The organism is Rhodococcus koreensis (assembly GCF_900105905.1).
Lineage (GTDB): Bacteria > Actinomycetota > Actinomycetes > Mycobacteriales > Mycobacteriaceae > Rhodococcus_F > Rhodococcus_F koreensis.
Genome location: NZ_FNSV01000005.1, coordinates 8,893,966 through 8,907,486, shown reverse-complemented (window position 1 = coordinate 8,907,486; position 13,521 = coordinate 8,893,966). Strand labels below are relative to the sequence as shown.

The window sequence follows — 13,521 nt, the reverse complement described above, 5'->3', positions numbered from 1 at the left end:
CCGGTCCAGCCGATAACCCACTGCGACCATACTAGCCTGACTAAATTTTTAGTTAGAGAGGATGCGCGAACGCATGAACACTCGTGGTGCGACCCCGTCCTTTCAATCTCGATAGGTGGCCGGGGGTGGGCCTGCGATCGGCCCGAGCGAAGCGGCGAGCCACCGGTCGTACAGGCGCATCCACGTGCCGTCCGCGCGCAGGCGGTCGAGGGTGCCGTTGACGAACCGCACCAGGTCGTCCTTGTACTTGTTGACACCGATTCCCCAGTGCTCTTCGTCCTCCATCGGTGGCCCCACGATCTGAAAATGCGGGTCCTGGGACACCAGGCCGGCCAGGAGCGAGTCGGAGGTGCTGGTCGCGTCGGCCTGCCGTTTCTGCATGGTGACGAGGCAGTCGTCCCAATCGGGGACCGCGACGATCGTGGCCTCCGGCGCGACCCGTTGGACGGTGGGAAGCGACGTGGTGTCGACGAACGTACAGACCCGCTTTCCGGCCAGGTCCGCCGGTCCCGTGATGTCGGAACCCCGCGGGACCATGATTCGCTGAAAGGCGCGGAAGTACTCGGTGGAGAAGGCGACGCGTTGGGCGCGTTCGCACGTGATCGCGGTGGCGTGAACGACGACGTCGACATCGTTGTGCTCGAGTGCTGTGAACCGGCCGGCCGAGGTGAGCAGCCGGAATTCGACTTTTGCCGGATCGCCGAAGATGTCCTTGGTGATCTCCTTCGCCACGTCGATGTCGAAGCCCTGCAGGGTGCCCGTGGTCGGGTCGCGGAAGCTGAACGGGTTCGTGTTCTGGTCCACACCGACAATCAACCGGCCGCGCGACGCGATCTCGGCGAGTGACCCACCGGGCGGCATCTGCCCGGGCGGGGGCTGCGGGCCGGGCCGCAGGCTCGCGAGGGCTCCGCACGACTCGGGGGACGGTCCTGCAGGCGGCGGGTTGTTCGTGGGCGGGATGATCTGTGCACCGTTTGTCATCGGTCGTGTGGTGTACGTGCCCGCGACCGTCGGGGTGAGGGGGTCGGGTGTTGCGCAGCCGGCGAGGACGGCGACCGCGAGAATGCCGACCAGGAGCCGAGCACGCGGCGTCGCCCCCGGTCTCGAAATCCTCACCTGCGTCATCAGTGGTACTCGTTCAGTCGCGGCCAGATACCCCCGCCGACGGCGAATCCGCAGGACACGCCAATAATCATGCTACCGATCGCCAAGGACGACATCGACCGATAGGCGTCGGTCACGGCGCTTGCCTCGTCGTCGCGAAGTCGGTCGATCGCCTTTCGGAGGGCCGCGTCCATGGCCGCGAACTTCGCGGCCGACGTGCCGGAGCCGGACCCGGCGGCGATCGCCGCGGCGGTCGGGTAGTCACCGCGCTCGAGGGCGATCTCGATGTCCCGGTGCGCGGCCAGCCAGCCGTCGCGGGCCGCCACGGCGTCGCGGAGGTCGGCCGCGGCGACGTCGCCGTGCGAGCTGTCCAGCTGCCGGGTGAGCTCGTCGGACAACGCCTGGGAGTGCCGCATGTAGTCGACTTCCGATTGAGTGTCGGCCCCGCGCTGCAGGAGGGCGAGGGTCTCGTCGGCGCGGGCTTGCTGCGCCAGGATACGAGCGCGCGCAACAGTGTTGATGGGTTGTGTTCCTTCGGTTCTCGCGTGTTCGCTGGCCGACGTCGACACCAGGCTTCCGGCGATCAGCCAGATCAGGAGTCCCGCCATGAGCAGCGTCCCGACAGCGAGCCCGGGGTTGAACCGGCGCTTGCTCTTCCGCACGACGTACAGCTGGGCGAGAACGAGCGCGACGACGGCGGCCGCGGTCACCGTGAACGCGGCCGCGGGCAGTTGGGCCGTGTGCGTCTGAGTCTCGGCGACCGCCTCGGCCTGACGGACGTAGAGCTGCTCCGCCAACGGGAGGATGGTGTGCTGCATGAGCGCGGACGCATCGGACAGATAGGCCACCCCGACGGGGTTTCCGGCCCGATCGTTCGCTTGAGCCGTGGCGACGAGGTTGAAGTACTCGGCGAGGTTGCGCACGACGTCCGACAAGAGTGCCAGCGATTCGGCATCCTGAGACGACACCCCATTGGTCGCCGTGACCAGCGCATTCGACGCGTCCCCCACCGCCTGCGTGAACTGCTCCGCGCCGGTACCCGACTCGCCACCGGAGATGAAGGAGGTCGTCGCGGCGGCATCGGCGATCGACAGTGAGCTGTAGAGGGCCTGGGCGGCGTTCGCCAGGGGCTCGGTGTGGGTGCGCAGTACCTCGACTCGCTGTTGCCGCGCACCGACCGCCGCCGAGGTGATCACGCCGGCGGCGATGACCACGGCGATGAGCGCGATCCCCAGCACGGACAGCCGTCCGGGGGTGGACGTGAGGAATTCGACCCACGGGCGGCGCCCCTCGGGCTCGACGAGCAGATCCTCGTCGAGCGTCGGGGTTTCGGTGACCACGTGGTCGCCGCGGTGGAACATCCGGCCCTCCTGCACCGCCGCCGCGATTTCGGTTGAGCACCGATCCGGGCAGGGTGGCTGAGTCCAGTGTGCACCGAAGGTGGTGGTCGACGGACCGACATGATGGTCGTCGGTTGCGCTCAATCGGAGCGTGCGGGTGAACCCGAGGTCCTGCGGGGTAGCAGGGTCGGGTCGAGCAGGCTGACCGTACGCGCGGCTTTCCGGTCCCTCGATGCGAGCGACGAGCTTCTGCACGGCGCAGTTTGCCCATCTCGACGTAGGCCGAGCGTTGATCCCGCCGAATCGGAGACCGCACGATGAAAACCACCCGCACTCTGACCTCTCCCGCGGGATCGCACTCACCCTGGCCACACCTGACGCCATGGGCCCGTCGGTCCGCGCCGCCGAGGACGCCCGCAGAACGCTCTGCATCAACCACGAACAGGGCAACGTCTCCCTCGAAGCCCGCTGCGCCGGTGTGGCGCAGGGCCTGTCGGGCGGCAACAGCGAGGTTCTCAATGTCAACAGCCAAGACATGACATCCGTCGAGGCGTCCATCACCGCCAAGCTCCAACAGGACCCTACGATCGACCACGTCGTGGCGCTCGATGCCGCCATCGCCCTCACTGCCGTGCAGTCCGAAGAGACCGCCGGCAACGATGCCACCATCGTCACATGCGATACCAACGCCGACCTCGTCGAGGCCATCCAGCGGGCGATGTCGAAACGCCGCCGACGGCACACGCTGAGCGCGAGACCCCGCGCCCAGTGATCGAGCCCTTCGGTGCACCCGGTCATACACCGAGGAGCAGCACCCCGGTTGCGAGCAGAGCGACGACTTTCACCACTTCCAGACCGATGTAGACGTAGTGCGCGTGAGACCGCGGGACGTCCTCGCCGGCGAGGACGCGGTCGGATCGACGTGTCAACCGGGGCCGGACCCCGACCAGCTGAACCACCAGCACCGCGACCGCGGTCGCGCCTGCCACCGCCACCCGGACCGGTGGCCCCTCGATGAGGAGTCCGGCGACGAGCAACGCTGCCCACACCATCTCGGTGACGTTCAGCGCCCGGAATACGAGACGGCCGATCCCCAGCCCGAGCCGCACCGTCACCCCGGGTGCACGGAACTTCAGCGGCGCCTCGAGGAACGAGATCGCGAAGACCATCCCGAGCCAGGTGAACGTCACCGCGATCGAGACTGCATGAGCTGCGGTCATCTGCCCCTCCCTTCGTCCTGCTCTCGCCCGTGTGCAGCGGGTGCGATTCGGAACTCTGCAGGCCAACATTGTTTGTCGGTATCGCTGTCTAGCGTGAGCCAGTCTCACTCGAAAGAGTCAGGCGGGTGATCATTGTCGCGGAAGTGTCGAATCCGTTTCGAGCTTTCCTCCCGGACCGGTCGGGTCCGACAATGGGACGGTGAGTTCGCGAGGTTCCGCCGCAGACTGGGCACTCGGCCAGGTCCACGCCGTGCGTGACGACCCTGATGCCCGCCTCGAGCTGAGCGCCCGCACGTATCACGGTCCGGTGGGCAACGCACCGCGGCATTTGCCGTTTCGCCGTGCGGCGCTGTCGTTCATGCGCTGGCAGGTCGGCCGCGGCGTGCTGGCCGCACTCGAGGCGACGCCTCCCGGGAGTCCGTGGTGGCGGGCAGTCAACGAGCGACTGCTGCGCGACGGGTGCGAGGCCGTCGCCCGGAGCGGCGGAATGGGAGGGACGCCGTCATCGCACGCGGTCGACCTGTGGATGCTGTTCGTTGCCGATCCGACCGCACGCACCTGGTACCGGGCCCACAATGCGAGCATCGTCTCCGCCTACCTCGACCATCGCGACCTCGCCGACACCGAGAGCCGTCCCGAGCGCTTCTTTCTCAACGTCGTGCTGCTCCGCGTTCTCTTCGCCCACGCCTTGGTCGCGGCGCCACGTCTGGCGCTCGGGCGGCTCGCGCCGGCAGGCCCCCTGCTCGGCGATCCGCGACTGTCGATGACCGGGATCTTCCTCTCCCTTTCGCGGATTCTCCCCGACCGCTATCCACTCGGTGACGACGTCGCCACGTACGTCGCCGCCGAGCACAACCTCGGCGAGCTGCTGGACTACGGCCTGATCGGGCCGCGCCTGCAGGACCTGTACGAATGGTCGGCCGACAAGCTCGACGAACCGCGGCTGCTCGACTGCATTCGCGACGGCAGCCCGACCTATGCCTGGTCGTACACCGATCGCGAAGTGTGGCATCCGGCGCGACCGGCCGCCACGATCCGCGCGGTCCGGCGCTTCGTACCTGCGCGCCGGTAGTTGTCAGTACCGCACGTCGCTCTGCAGCAGCGGCGGGTACACGGTGGACCGCTCCCCGTCCACGGTGCTGCCGGCGAACTGCAGCATCGCCCGCAGTTCGCCGTGCATCGGCGCCGGATAGTTCAACGTGGGAGCCGAGACCTCGTCGAGCACGCGGAGATGCTCGGGGCCGAGGCTCACCTCGAGGCCGGCGATGTTGTCCGTCAGGTGTTCGACGCGCCTGGCGCCGAGGATCGGCACGACGGTCCCGGATCGGCCTCGCAGCCAGGCCAACGCGACGGCAGCCGAGGTGGTCCCGAGTTCGTCGGCGATTGCGGCGACGGCGTCGATGACGACGAACTCGGCATCGGTCGGGCCGCCGACGAAGGCGGTGCGGGCGGAGTCGGTGACCTCGGTGCCGCGCCGATACTTGCCGGAGAGGAACCCGTTCTTCAGTGGGCTCCACGGCACCAGTGCCATTCCCTGATCGAGCGCGAGGGGCGCGAGTTCGCCTTCTACAGTCCGTGCCAGCAAGGAGTACTCGACCTGCATCGCGATCAACGGCGTCCAGCCGCGCAACAGCGCTGTGGTCTGGGCCTGCGCGGTCACCCACGCCGGGTTGTTGGAGATCCCGACATAGCGGATCTTGCCGGCACGGACCAGGTCGTCGAGGGTGCGCAGGGTTTCCTCGATCGGGGTGTGGCGGTCCCAGTTGTGTAGCCAGTACACGTCGAGGTAGTCGGTGCGGAGGCGGCGGAGTGTCTCGTGCAGCTGAGCGATGACGGCGGCGCGTCCTGCACCGCCCCCGTTCGGGTCGCCGGGGAACAGGTTCGCGAAGAACTTCGATGCCAGCACCACGCGCTCGCGGCGTCCGCGGTGGGCGGCGAAAAAGTCGCCGAGAATCTTCTCCGAATGGCCGTTGGTGTAGAAGTTGGCGGTGTCGATGAAATTCCCGCCGAGATCGAGATAGGTGGCGAGGATCTTCTCGGATTCCGCCACGCTGCAGCCGGCGCCGCCGGCGTCCTCGCCGAAAGTCATGGCACCGAGGGCGAACGGGCTGACCCTCAGCCCTGAGCGGCCGAGGGTGACGTAGTGATCGAGTCGCATGATCTGCTCCATAGGGTGTCGGTCGGAATGTGCATGTTCATCGAAACGCGAACTGCGGTGACCGTGGTAGATCGATCCACGCCGGGGATTGCACGATCCTCTCGAGATCGCCGCGATCGGGTTGCCGGACTGCGACGCGGATGTTTTCGTGAAGTGTGCGCACCTCACCCGACCTGCTGGACGAAATCCGCAGCAGCATCGCGGCCCATGCCCGGCCCGATCTTCGGACGCCGATCGCCGGGCTGTTGTTGTCGAAAGTGACGACGGACTCGGCGGCGCCGGAGTATTCGTTGACGGCGCCACTGCTGGTGATCATGGCCCAGGGCGGCAAGCGACTGCTGCTCGGCGACCGGGTGTTCGAGTACCGGGCCGGGCAGTGTCTGGTCGTCACCGCCAACTTGCCCGTCACCGGCAACTACATCGACGTCGACGACGGCGCGCCGTCGTTGGCCATGGGCCTGGTGCTGCGCCCGGCCGCCCTCGCCGCGCTGGTGCTGCAGGCCCCCACCGAACGGTGGTCCCGTGGAACGAGCGGCCTGCCGGCGATCGCAACCAGCGTCGCAGACGACGATCTACTCGACGCCGCGGCGCGGATGCTGCGGCTGCTCGATCATCCCGCCGATGCACCCGTGCTCGCTCCGCTCGTCGAGCAGGAGATCCTCTGGCGACTGCTCACCGGCCCGCACGGGAGCACCACCCGCCAGATCGGCGTAGCCGACAGCGACCTGTCGCATGTCAGCCGGGCGATCCACTGGATCCGCGATAATTACGCCGAGCCGATGCGAATCGACGATCTCGCGCGGTTGTCCAGCATGAGCACATCCGCATTTCACCGGCACTTTCGTGCCGTTACGGCACTGAGCCCCTTGCAGTTTCAGAAGCGAATCCGACTGCAGCAGGCCCGCTCGATGCTGGTTGCCCATCCCGGTGACGTCGCCGGTGTCGGACATCTCGTCGGCTACGACAGCCCCTCACAGTTCAACCGTGAATACCGCCGCCTGTTCGGTGCCTCCCCGGGGCAGGACGCCCAGGGATTGCGCACCAGGACCGCACTGTCCCACGCCGGACCGCTGCCCTGACCTGTCGCCTCTTGCCCATCTCGATGCAGCGCATCGACGGATTGCCCCGGCCGCGGGCGGCGCCGCCTACGCTGTGTCGGGGGATCATTCCTTGGTGCGGGCGGCGACGATGGCGGCGAGGTTGGCGGCAACGTTCTCCTCGACGGCGGCTTTGTCGACGCCCAGGCCGGCGAGCACACCGACCCCGTCCTCGACCTCGAGTAGGGCGAGCAGAATGTGCTCGGTTCCGATGTAGTTGTGCCCCAGACGAAGTGCTTCACGGAACGTCAGTTCGAGCGCTTTGCGCGACTGGGCGTCGAAGGGGATGAGTGCGGGTACCTCCTCGGCGGCGGGCGGCAGCGTCGCGGTCGCGGCGTGCCGGACCGTATCCAGATCCACGCCCTGTGCGGCGATCGCCCGGGCGCCGAGTCCGTCGGGGTCGGTCAGGAGTCCGAGGACGAGATGCTGGGGCAGGATCTCGGAGTTGTTCGCGGCCCTGGCCTCGTTCTGCGCGACGACAACGACCTGCCGTGCGCGGGGAGTGAATCGGCTGAATCCCTGATTCGGATCGAGGTCGGAGGCCTGCCCGGGGTCCTTGGGGACGAACCGCTTCTGTGCGGCCTGCTTGGTGACTCCCATGCTCTTGCCGATTTCGGTCCACGACGCCCCCGAACGGCGGGCCTGGTCGACGAAGTGACCGATGAGGTGGTCCGCGATTTCGCCCAGATGCTCGGCGGCGAGAACCGCGTCGGTGAGTTGCTCGAGCGGGGCCTCCGAGTGCACCTTCTTGATCGCCTCGATGAGGTCGTCGAGGCGGATAGGCGGGGTGGCGGGCGTTGAATTCTCCATGCGTCAACTCTAAGTTGACGCTCTCGAATCGTCAACCCCAGGTTGTCGATCGACGCATTCACGCCGATCCGCCCCGAGCGGGCAATGAGCGACGGGCGGTCTGCTACGTTGATGACTAGCAGATCTAGGGATAGGTGTTCTATGCATATCGAGAAGGACCTGGTTGCCGCGTCGGCCACTCCCCTGGTACTCGGAATTCTCGCCGAGGGCGAGTCCTACGGGTACGCCATCCTGAAGCGAGTCAACGACCTGTCCGGCGGACGGATCCAGTGGACCGACGGCATGTTGTACCCCCTGCTGCATCGGCTCGAACGGCTGGGATTGGTGTCGGCGTCGTGGGGCGCCTCCGACAGCGGGCGCCGGCGCAAGCACTACACGATCACCGATACGGGCCGGGAAATGCTGGCGGAACGGCGCGCTCAGTGGGACGTGGTCGCGGACGCGCTGAGCCAGGTGTGGCGCTCCGTCCAACTGCCCCCGGCACCCGCGGAAGGATGGTCGTGATGGATACCGACAAGGAACTCGAATCTCAGATCGGTCAGTGGCGGGGGTACGTCGAGCGCCGTCACGCGATATCGTCCGCCGACACGGATGAGATGGAAGACCATCTACGCGATCAGATTTCGGATCTGTCCGCCGCCGGCCTGAAGACCGACGAGGCGTTCCTGGTCGCGGTCAAACGGATGGGCAACGTGGACGACATCTCCCGCGAGTTCGCGCGGGAGCACTCCGATCGGCTGTGGAAGCAACTCGTCCTGCTGCCCGCCGCGCCCGACGGCGGTCGCACCCGCCCCACCCGTGAACTGTTCGTCGTTCTCGGGTTCGCGGTCGGCGCAGCACTCGTCCTCAAGGCAGGCTTGGCGACACTCGACGAGCAGGACCTCGCCCGCAACGTCAGCCTGTTCGTTCTTCCCTTCCTCACCGGATACTTCGCGTGGAAACGGAAGGTGACGCACCGACTGGCCGCGGCACTGGTGGTGCCGTTCGCCCTGGCGGCGGTGCTGTTGAACGTCTTCCCGTTCGTCTCGAACGGCTCCACCGAGGTGATCGCGGCGATCCACACACCGATCGCGTTGTGGTTCGCGGTCGGCGTCGCGTACGTCGGCGGCCAGTGGCGGTCGGACCGGCGGCGGATGGATTTCATTCGATTCACCGGCGAATGGGTGGTCTACCTGACCCTCCTCGCCCTTGGTGGCGGCGTGCTCATCGGCCTGACCGTCAATGCTTTCGACGCCCTCGGCCTGAGCGTCGAGTGGGTCGTCGAGGACTGGGTGCTGCCGTTCGGAGCGGCCGGTGCGGTCATCGTCGCCGCATGGCTCGTGGAGGCGAAACAGAACGTCGTGGAGAACATCGCCCCCGTCCTCACGCGTGTGTTCACACCACTGACGACTCTCATGCTGCTGGTGCTGCTCGTCGCATTCGCGACGACCGGCAGCGTGGTCGACGTCGACCGGAACCTGCTGATCCTGATGGACCTCATCCTGGTCGTCGTCCTGGGCCTGCTGCTGTACGCGATTTCCGCCCGCGACCCCTACCTGCCGCCCGACCTGTTCGACCGCCTCCAACTCGTCCTCGTTGCGAGCGCCCTCGCGGTCGACCTGCTGATGCTGTTCGCCATGCTCACTCGAATCGCGGAATTCGGCTTCACACCGAACAAGGTGGCCGCACTCGGAATGAACCTGGTTCTCCTCGTCAACCTGACCTGGTCGGCCGTTCTCATCCTCGGGTTCCTGCGGGGCCGCCGCGAATTCGGCTCCACCGAACGCTGGCAGACCCGTTACCTCCCAGTGTTCGGTGTGTGGGCGGCGTTGATGGTCGGCGTGCTTCCACCACTGTTCGACTTCGCGTGACGACGTCGTGACCGCTTACCGGGATTCTTCCAATGCGCGCGATACCTTCCGAATGACGCTGCCGCTGCGTAACATCAAGCACATCTCGCTGGAATCCCTCTGGAGGCCGACGTGGGTGGACTTGGTATCGATCTCGGAACTGCCAACACTGTCGTCGGAACTCCCGACGACGGCATCGTACTGAACGAGCCTTCTTTCATGTTGGTTCGGACGAAGGAACCGAACCGTGCTCTCGCCATCGGCACCGAGGCGCGAAGTCTCGTCGGCCGTACGCCTATCGGAATAACTCCGGTGCGGCCGTTGCGTGACGGGGTGATCGTCGACCTGGAGTCGGCGCGGACCTTCGTGACGGCGATCGTCAAACGGGTGTCGCCGGGCAGGCGATACGGGGTGCGGCCCAAGGCCGTCATCTCGGTGCCCGCCGGCGCCACTCCGCTCGAGCGCAGGGCACTGCTCGAGGTCGGGCACGAGGCCGGCCTGCGAAAAGTGGGGTTGGTGCCCGAGCCGGTCGCGGGTGCCCTCGGCTGCGGAATCAACCCGCTCGAACCGCGCGCCCACCTCGTCGTCGACATCGGTGGCGGCACTTCGGAAATCACCGCCATCTGTTTCGGTGGCATTCTCTCCCACCGCAGTTGCCGACTTGCGGGCGACGAACTGACCAACGCGCTGTACCACTACCTGCGGGAGGAGCACAACATCGTCGTCGGCGAGCTCACCGCCGAGCGCGCGAAGCTGGGCGCACCGGACACCGACGAAGGGCAGTCGCTCGTCGTCGAGGGCCGCGACGCCGCCACCGGCCGGGCACGGTTCGTCACTCTCGAAACCGAGGAGATCGTGGATGCATTGCGGGCGACCACAGCCGGAATCGTCCATACCCTGACCGAATGCCTCGAAGACCTTCCGCCGCAGGCGATCGGCGACGTGATGTCGGAAGGGCTGCTCGTCATCGGCGGCGGGGCGATGCTGCGTGGCCTGTCGCAACTGCTCGAGGAGGCGTTCGGATTCCCGGTGAAGACGGCCGAACGCCCCCTCACCTGCGTCGCCGAAGGCGCCACCGCCTGTCTCGTGCACCCCGAGGTCGTTGCCGCCTACAGCAGCTGATCACCGGGTCGGCGCCGGAGCAGGTGGTCGCGGGAAGTAGTGCTCGAGAATCTTCTTGACCACGGGGCCTGAAGTCGCCGACCCGAAACCACCACCACGGACCAGCGCCGTCACCACGATCTCGGGGGCATCGAATGGCGCCACCGCGGAGAACCAGGCGTTCAGTCCCTCCCCCGGCGCCGACGGATCCTCCGCGGTTCCCGTCTTGGCGCCGGCCGGTACCGGGAGGTCCGCGAGTTGCCCGGCGGTCCCGGCCGCCGCGGACGCCCGCATTCCCGCCCGGACAGGATCGAGACGGTCGGCGAACGCGAGCCGCTGTGGGGCCGCCGTGGGGATGGGGATCAGTTCCGGCCCGTACGCCGCGGCGAGCTGAGGGGTCACCATCGCGCCGGTGGCGATCCCGGACGTCCATCGCGCAACCTGGATAGGGGTCGCGCTGACCGTGCCCTGCCCGATACCCATCAACAGCGTCGACCCGGGATACCACGTGGCTCCGATGCTTCCGACGTTCTCCGGGGTGCCGAGAAATCCCTCCGCCTCGCCGGGCAAGTCGATCCCGGACCGCCGTCCCGCGCCGAGTTGGCTCGCGACGTCCGCCATCTTCTCCGGGCCCAGGAGCTCACCGAGCTTGTAGAAGTACACGTTGTCGGACCATTGGATCGCCTGCAGCATATTGTTCGGGCCCATCGGCTGCCAGTTCCGGAAAGTGTGCCCACCGTAGGTGTAGGCAGCGCCGGTCTCGATCACCGCGTCGGGCGACAGCACCGGATACTGCATATCCGTCGACGCGACGACAATCTTGAATGTCGAGCCGGGCGGGACCGCGGTCTGGGTGGCGTTGTTGACCAACGCACTCGGGCCCGGGGTCTGGCTCTGCGCCGCAAGCGCGACGAGGTCGGCCGGGGGTCCGTAGACATTGTTGTCGGCGCCCGGGACGCTGGCGAGAGCCAGCACGGCCCCGGTCCGCGCATCCATCACGACGGCGGCGCCGAGGTCGCCCTTACTGGTGCGCATCGCCTCCACGAGCGCATCGGTGGCCAGGGTCTGCACACCGATGTCGAGGTGCAGGCGCAGATCGTGGCCCCGCACCGGGTCGACGCGCTCGCCGGTGGCCACCGGATTGCCGGACGGATCGACGTACATGCACTGTGTGCCGTCGCTGCCGCGGAGCAGAGCGTCGTACTGCTTCTCGAGTCCCGCTTTGCCGACCCGTGATCCGAGTGCGAGGTGAGGCCAGCGTTCCATGTCGTCGGCGTCGGCGACCCCGACGTGTCCGAGGATCGACGCGAGTACGGCACCGTACGGGTACTGCCTGCGACCGGACGGCACCACGAGGACACCGGGAAGGTGCGCATCCACGATGCGCCGAGCCTGGTCGGGCGCGACTGTGCCCACGGCCACCTGGGTTTCGCCCTCACCGCCGGCGTCGATCAGGTCCGACAACTCGTCGGGTGACTTCGCGAGCAACGCGGCGAGCCGGTTGCGGGCGTCGTCGTCGCTGTCCTCGAACATCCGAGCGACCACCGCGACGGCGTACTCGGCGACGTTCACTACGAGAGGGACACCGTTGCGGTCGACGATCAGTCCGCGTTCGGCAGGCAGGCGGATGCACCGCATCATCTGTGCATCACTCATCGCCCGATATTCCGCACCCCGGTCGTGCTGCACCTGCCAAGCGAACACCGACATGGCGACGAGTGCGGCGATCATCGTCATCGTGCCCGCCGACATTCCGCGTGGGCGGCGCCGGCGCCGGGGGTCGGGGGCCCACAGCGGTCGCGCGACGCCGTCTCGGCGCACCGCGAGTACCAGTCCGATGGCGGCGAATCCGACGATCGCGGCCGTCCCGCCGTAGCTGAAGAGCGGAATCGGCATTCCGGTGTGGGGCAGCAGCGACAGACTCTGACCGATCGACACCAGCGCGTGGATTCCGAACAACCCACCGATTCCGGCAGCGACGAGTGCAGCCTCCCGGGTCCGTGCCGTGCGCGCGGCGAGTGCGGCCCGCCACACGATCACCGACGTCGCCACCACGACGGCCAGGCCGGCGATCAGACCCCACCCGTACACCAGGCTGGCGAACGCCAGATCGTGCTCCGATTCGGGGAGAAACTGTGCCCGCACGTCGTACAGCGGGTCACGCGCCAGACCCCACAGGCCGCCACTGCCGATCGCGATGTTCGCCTGCAACTCAGCCCACCCCGCGCCTGCCGGGTCGGCGTTGCTCGACAGGAACACGTGGACCCGTTCGAGCTGATACGGCCGGAGGAACAGCACCGCGAGCGGCAGCGACGCGATCCCCATCACGAACAACGGGACCAGCGGCAGCAGCGGGACCCGCGCGAGGATGAGCATGAACCCGGCCGTCGCAACGAGCACGACGGCCGTCGACAGGTCGGGCTGGACCGCGACGAGTGCTACCGGCACCGCTGCAATCGCCAGGGTCGCGACGAATCGTGCGAGGGTGAACCCACCCGCGAGCATGCCCGCGGGCACCAGAATCAGGGCAAGCTTGGCCAACTCGGAAGGCTGAACGGTGAACACGCCGAAGTTCAGCCAGCGCTGCGCGCCCTTCGTCGCAACCCCCGCCAGGGGAACGGCCGCAAGCAACAGGGTCGCCACCGCGAACACCGCCCAGCCGAAGGCGCGGAGGTCACTGATCCGCAGGCGGGACACCACCCACATGATCGCGAGTCCGGCCACCGCGAAGAGGAGATGGCGAACGGCGTGCCCCGTCATCCCGGTCGCCGTGAGATTCAGGAGTCCGAGCACGACGAGGACGATCGCCGCCCCGACTATCCACGGGTCGGATTCACGCTTGCCGTCCTGCATGGCTGCCCC

Annotated in this window: 10 protein-coding genes and 2 pseudogenes; 6 read left to right on the top strand and 6 right to left on the bottom strand. The window is 67.5% G+C overall.

Annotation, left to right across the window (positions count from 1 at the left end):
• Window positions 1–102 precede the first annotated feature (102 nt).
• Both BLV94_RS45295 and BLV94_RS45290 read right to left on the bottom strand, forming a co-directional pair.
• The gene (locus tag BLV94_RS45295) at window positions 103–1,125 is read right to left on the bottom strand and encodes a glutamate ABC transporter substrate-binding protein (protein WP_072943398.1); all 1,023 of its coding nucleotides are present in this window, start codon (window positions 1,123–1,125) and stop codon (window positions 103–105) included.
• Window positions 1,125–2,566 (bottom strand): annotated as a pseudogene (locus tag BLV94_RS45290) (hypothetical protein). Before BLV94_RS45290 ends, BLV94_RS45295 begins: the two are co-directional and overlap by 1 nt.
• Before the next feature lie 227 nt (window positions 2,567–2,793).
• Here BLV94_RS45290 and BLV94_RS45285 point away from each other — a divergent pair.
• Window positions 2,794–3,156, top strand: a pseudogene (locus tag BLV94_RS45285) (type 1 periplasmic-binding domain-containing protein); the annotation flags it as partial.
• A gap of 82 nt (window positions 3,157–3,238) precedes the next feature.
• On the opposite strand, the gene BLV94_RS45280 reads toward BLV94_RS45285, so the two are convergent.
• Window positions 3,239–3,664 (bottom strand): hypothetical protein, encoded by a 426-nt coding sequence (locus BLV94_RS45280; RefSeq protein WP_072943395.1) that lies wholly within the window; start codon window positions 3,662–3,664, stop codon window positions 3,239–3,241.
• Between the two features lie 199 nt (window positions 3,665–3,863).
• Between BLV94_RS45280 and BLV94_RS45275 the strand changes: the two genes are divergently transcribed.
• On the top strand, window positions 3,864–4,736 hold the full coding sequence (locus BLV94_RS45275) for a hypothetical protein (RefSeq protein ID WP_072943393.1): 873 nt from the start codon (window positions 3,864–3,866) through the stop codon (window positions 4,734–4,736).
• A 3-nt stretch (window positions 4,737–4,739) separates the two neighbouring features.
• On the opposite strand, the gene BLV94_RS45270 is transcribed toward BLV94_RS45275, so the two are convergent.
• Window positions 4,740–5,822: an aldo/keto reductase gene (locus tag BLV94_RS45270; protein ID WP_072943492.1), complete on the bottom strand. Its 1,083-nt coding sequence runs from the start codon at window positions 5,820–5,822 to the stop codon at window positions 4,740–4,742.
• 155 nt (window positions 5,823–5,977) lie between these two features.
• Between BLV94_RS45270 and BLV94_RS45265 the strand changes: the two genes are divergently transcribed.
• The gene (locus BLV94_RS45265; protein WP_072943392.1) at window positions 5,978–6,901 is read left to right on the top strand and encodes an AraC family transcriptional regulator; all 924 of its coding nucleotides are present in this window, start codon (window positions 5,978–5,980) and stop codon (window positions 6,899–6,901) included.
• An 84-nt stretch (window positions 6,902–6,985) separates the two neighbouring features.
• Here BLV94_RS45265 and BLV94_RS45260 read toward each other — a convergent pair whose 3' ends face one another.
• Complete coding sequence (locus BLV94_RS45260; RefSeq protein ID WP_072943390.1) at window positions 6,986–7,729, bottom strand: Clp protease N-terminal domain-containing protein; 744 nt, start codon at window positions 7,727–7,729, stop codon at window positions 6,986–6,988.
• Window positions 7,730–7,870: 141 nt separating this feature from the next.
• Between BLV94_RS45260 and BLV94_RS45255 the strand changes: the two genes are divergently transcribed.
• From BLV94_RS45255 to mreB, 3 genes are all read left to right on the top strand, one after another.
• Window positions 7,871–8,233 (top strand): PadR family transcriptional regulator, encoded by a 363-nt coding sequence (locus BLV94_RS45255; RefSeq protein ID WP_072943389.1) that lies wholly within the window; start codon window positions 7,871–7,873, stop codon window positions 8,231–8,233.
• Window positions 8,233–9,579 (top strand): permease prefix domain 1-containing protein, encoded by a 1,347-nt coding sequence (locus tag BLV94_RS45250; RefSeq protein ID WP_072943387.1) that lies wholly within the window; start codon window positions 8,233–8,235, stop codon window positions 9,577–9,579. The genes BLV94_RS45255 and BLV94_RS45250 overlap by 1 nt, the downstream gene beginning before the upstream one ends.
• Before the next feature lie 111 nt (window positions 9,580–9,690).
• Window positions 9,691–10,680 carry a rod shape-determining protein gene (gene mreB / locus BLV94_RS45245; RefSeq protein WP_072943386.1) on the top strand — a complete coding sequence of 330 codons (990 nt, stop codon included), beginning with the start codon at window positions 9,691–9,693 and terminating at the stop codon, window positions 10,678–10,680.
• Here mreB and BLV94_RS45240 read toward each other — a convergent pair whose 3' ends face one another.
• Window positions 10,681–13,512, bottom strand: a complete 2,832-nt coding sequence (locus BLV94_RS45240; RefSeq protein ID WP_072943385.1) for an FtsW/RodA/SpoVE family cell cycle protein — start codon at window positions 13,510–13,512, stop codon at window positions 10,681–10,683. It abuts the gene before it with no gap.
• Between the last annotated feature and the right edge of the window lie 9 nt (window positions 13,513–13,521).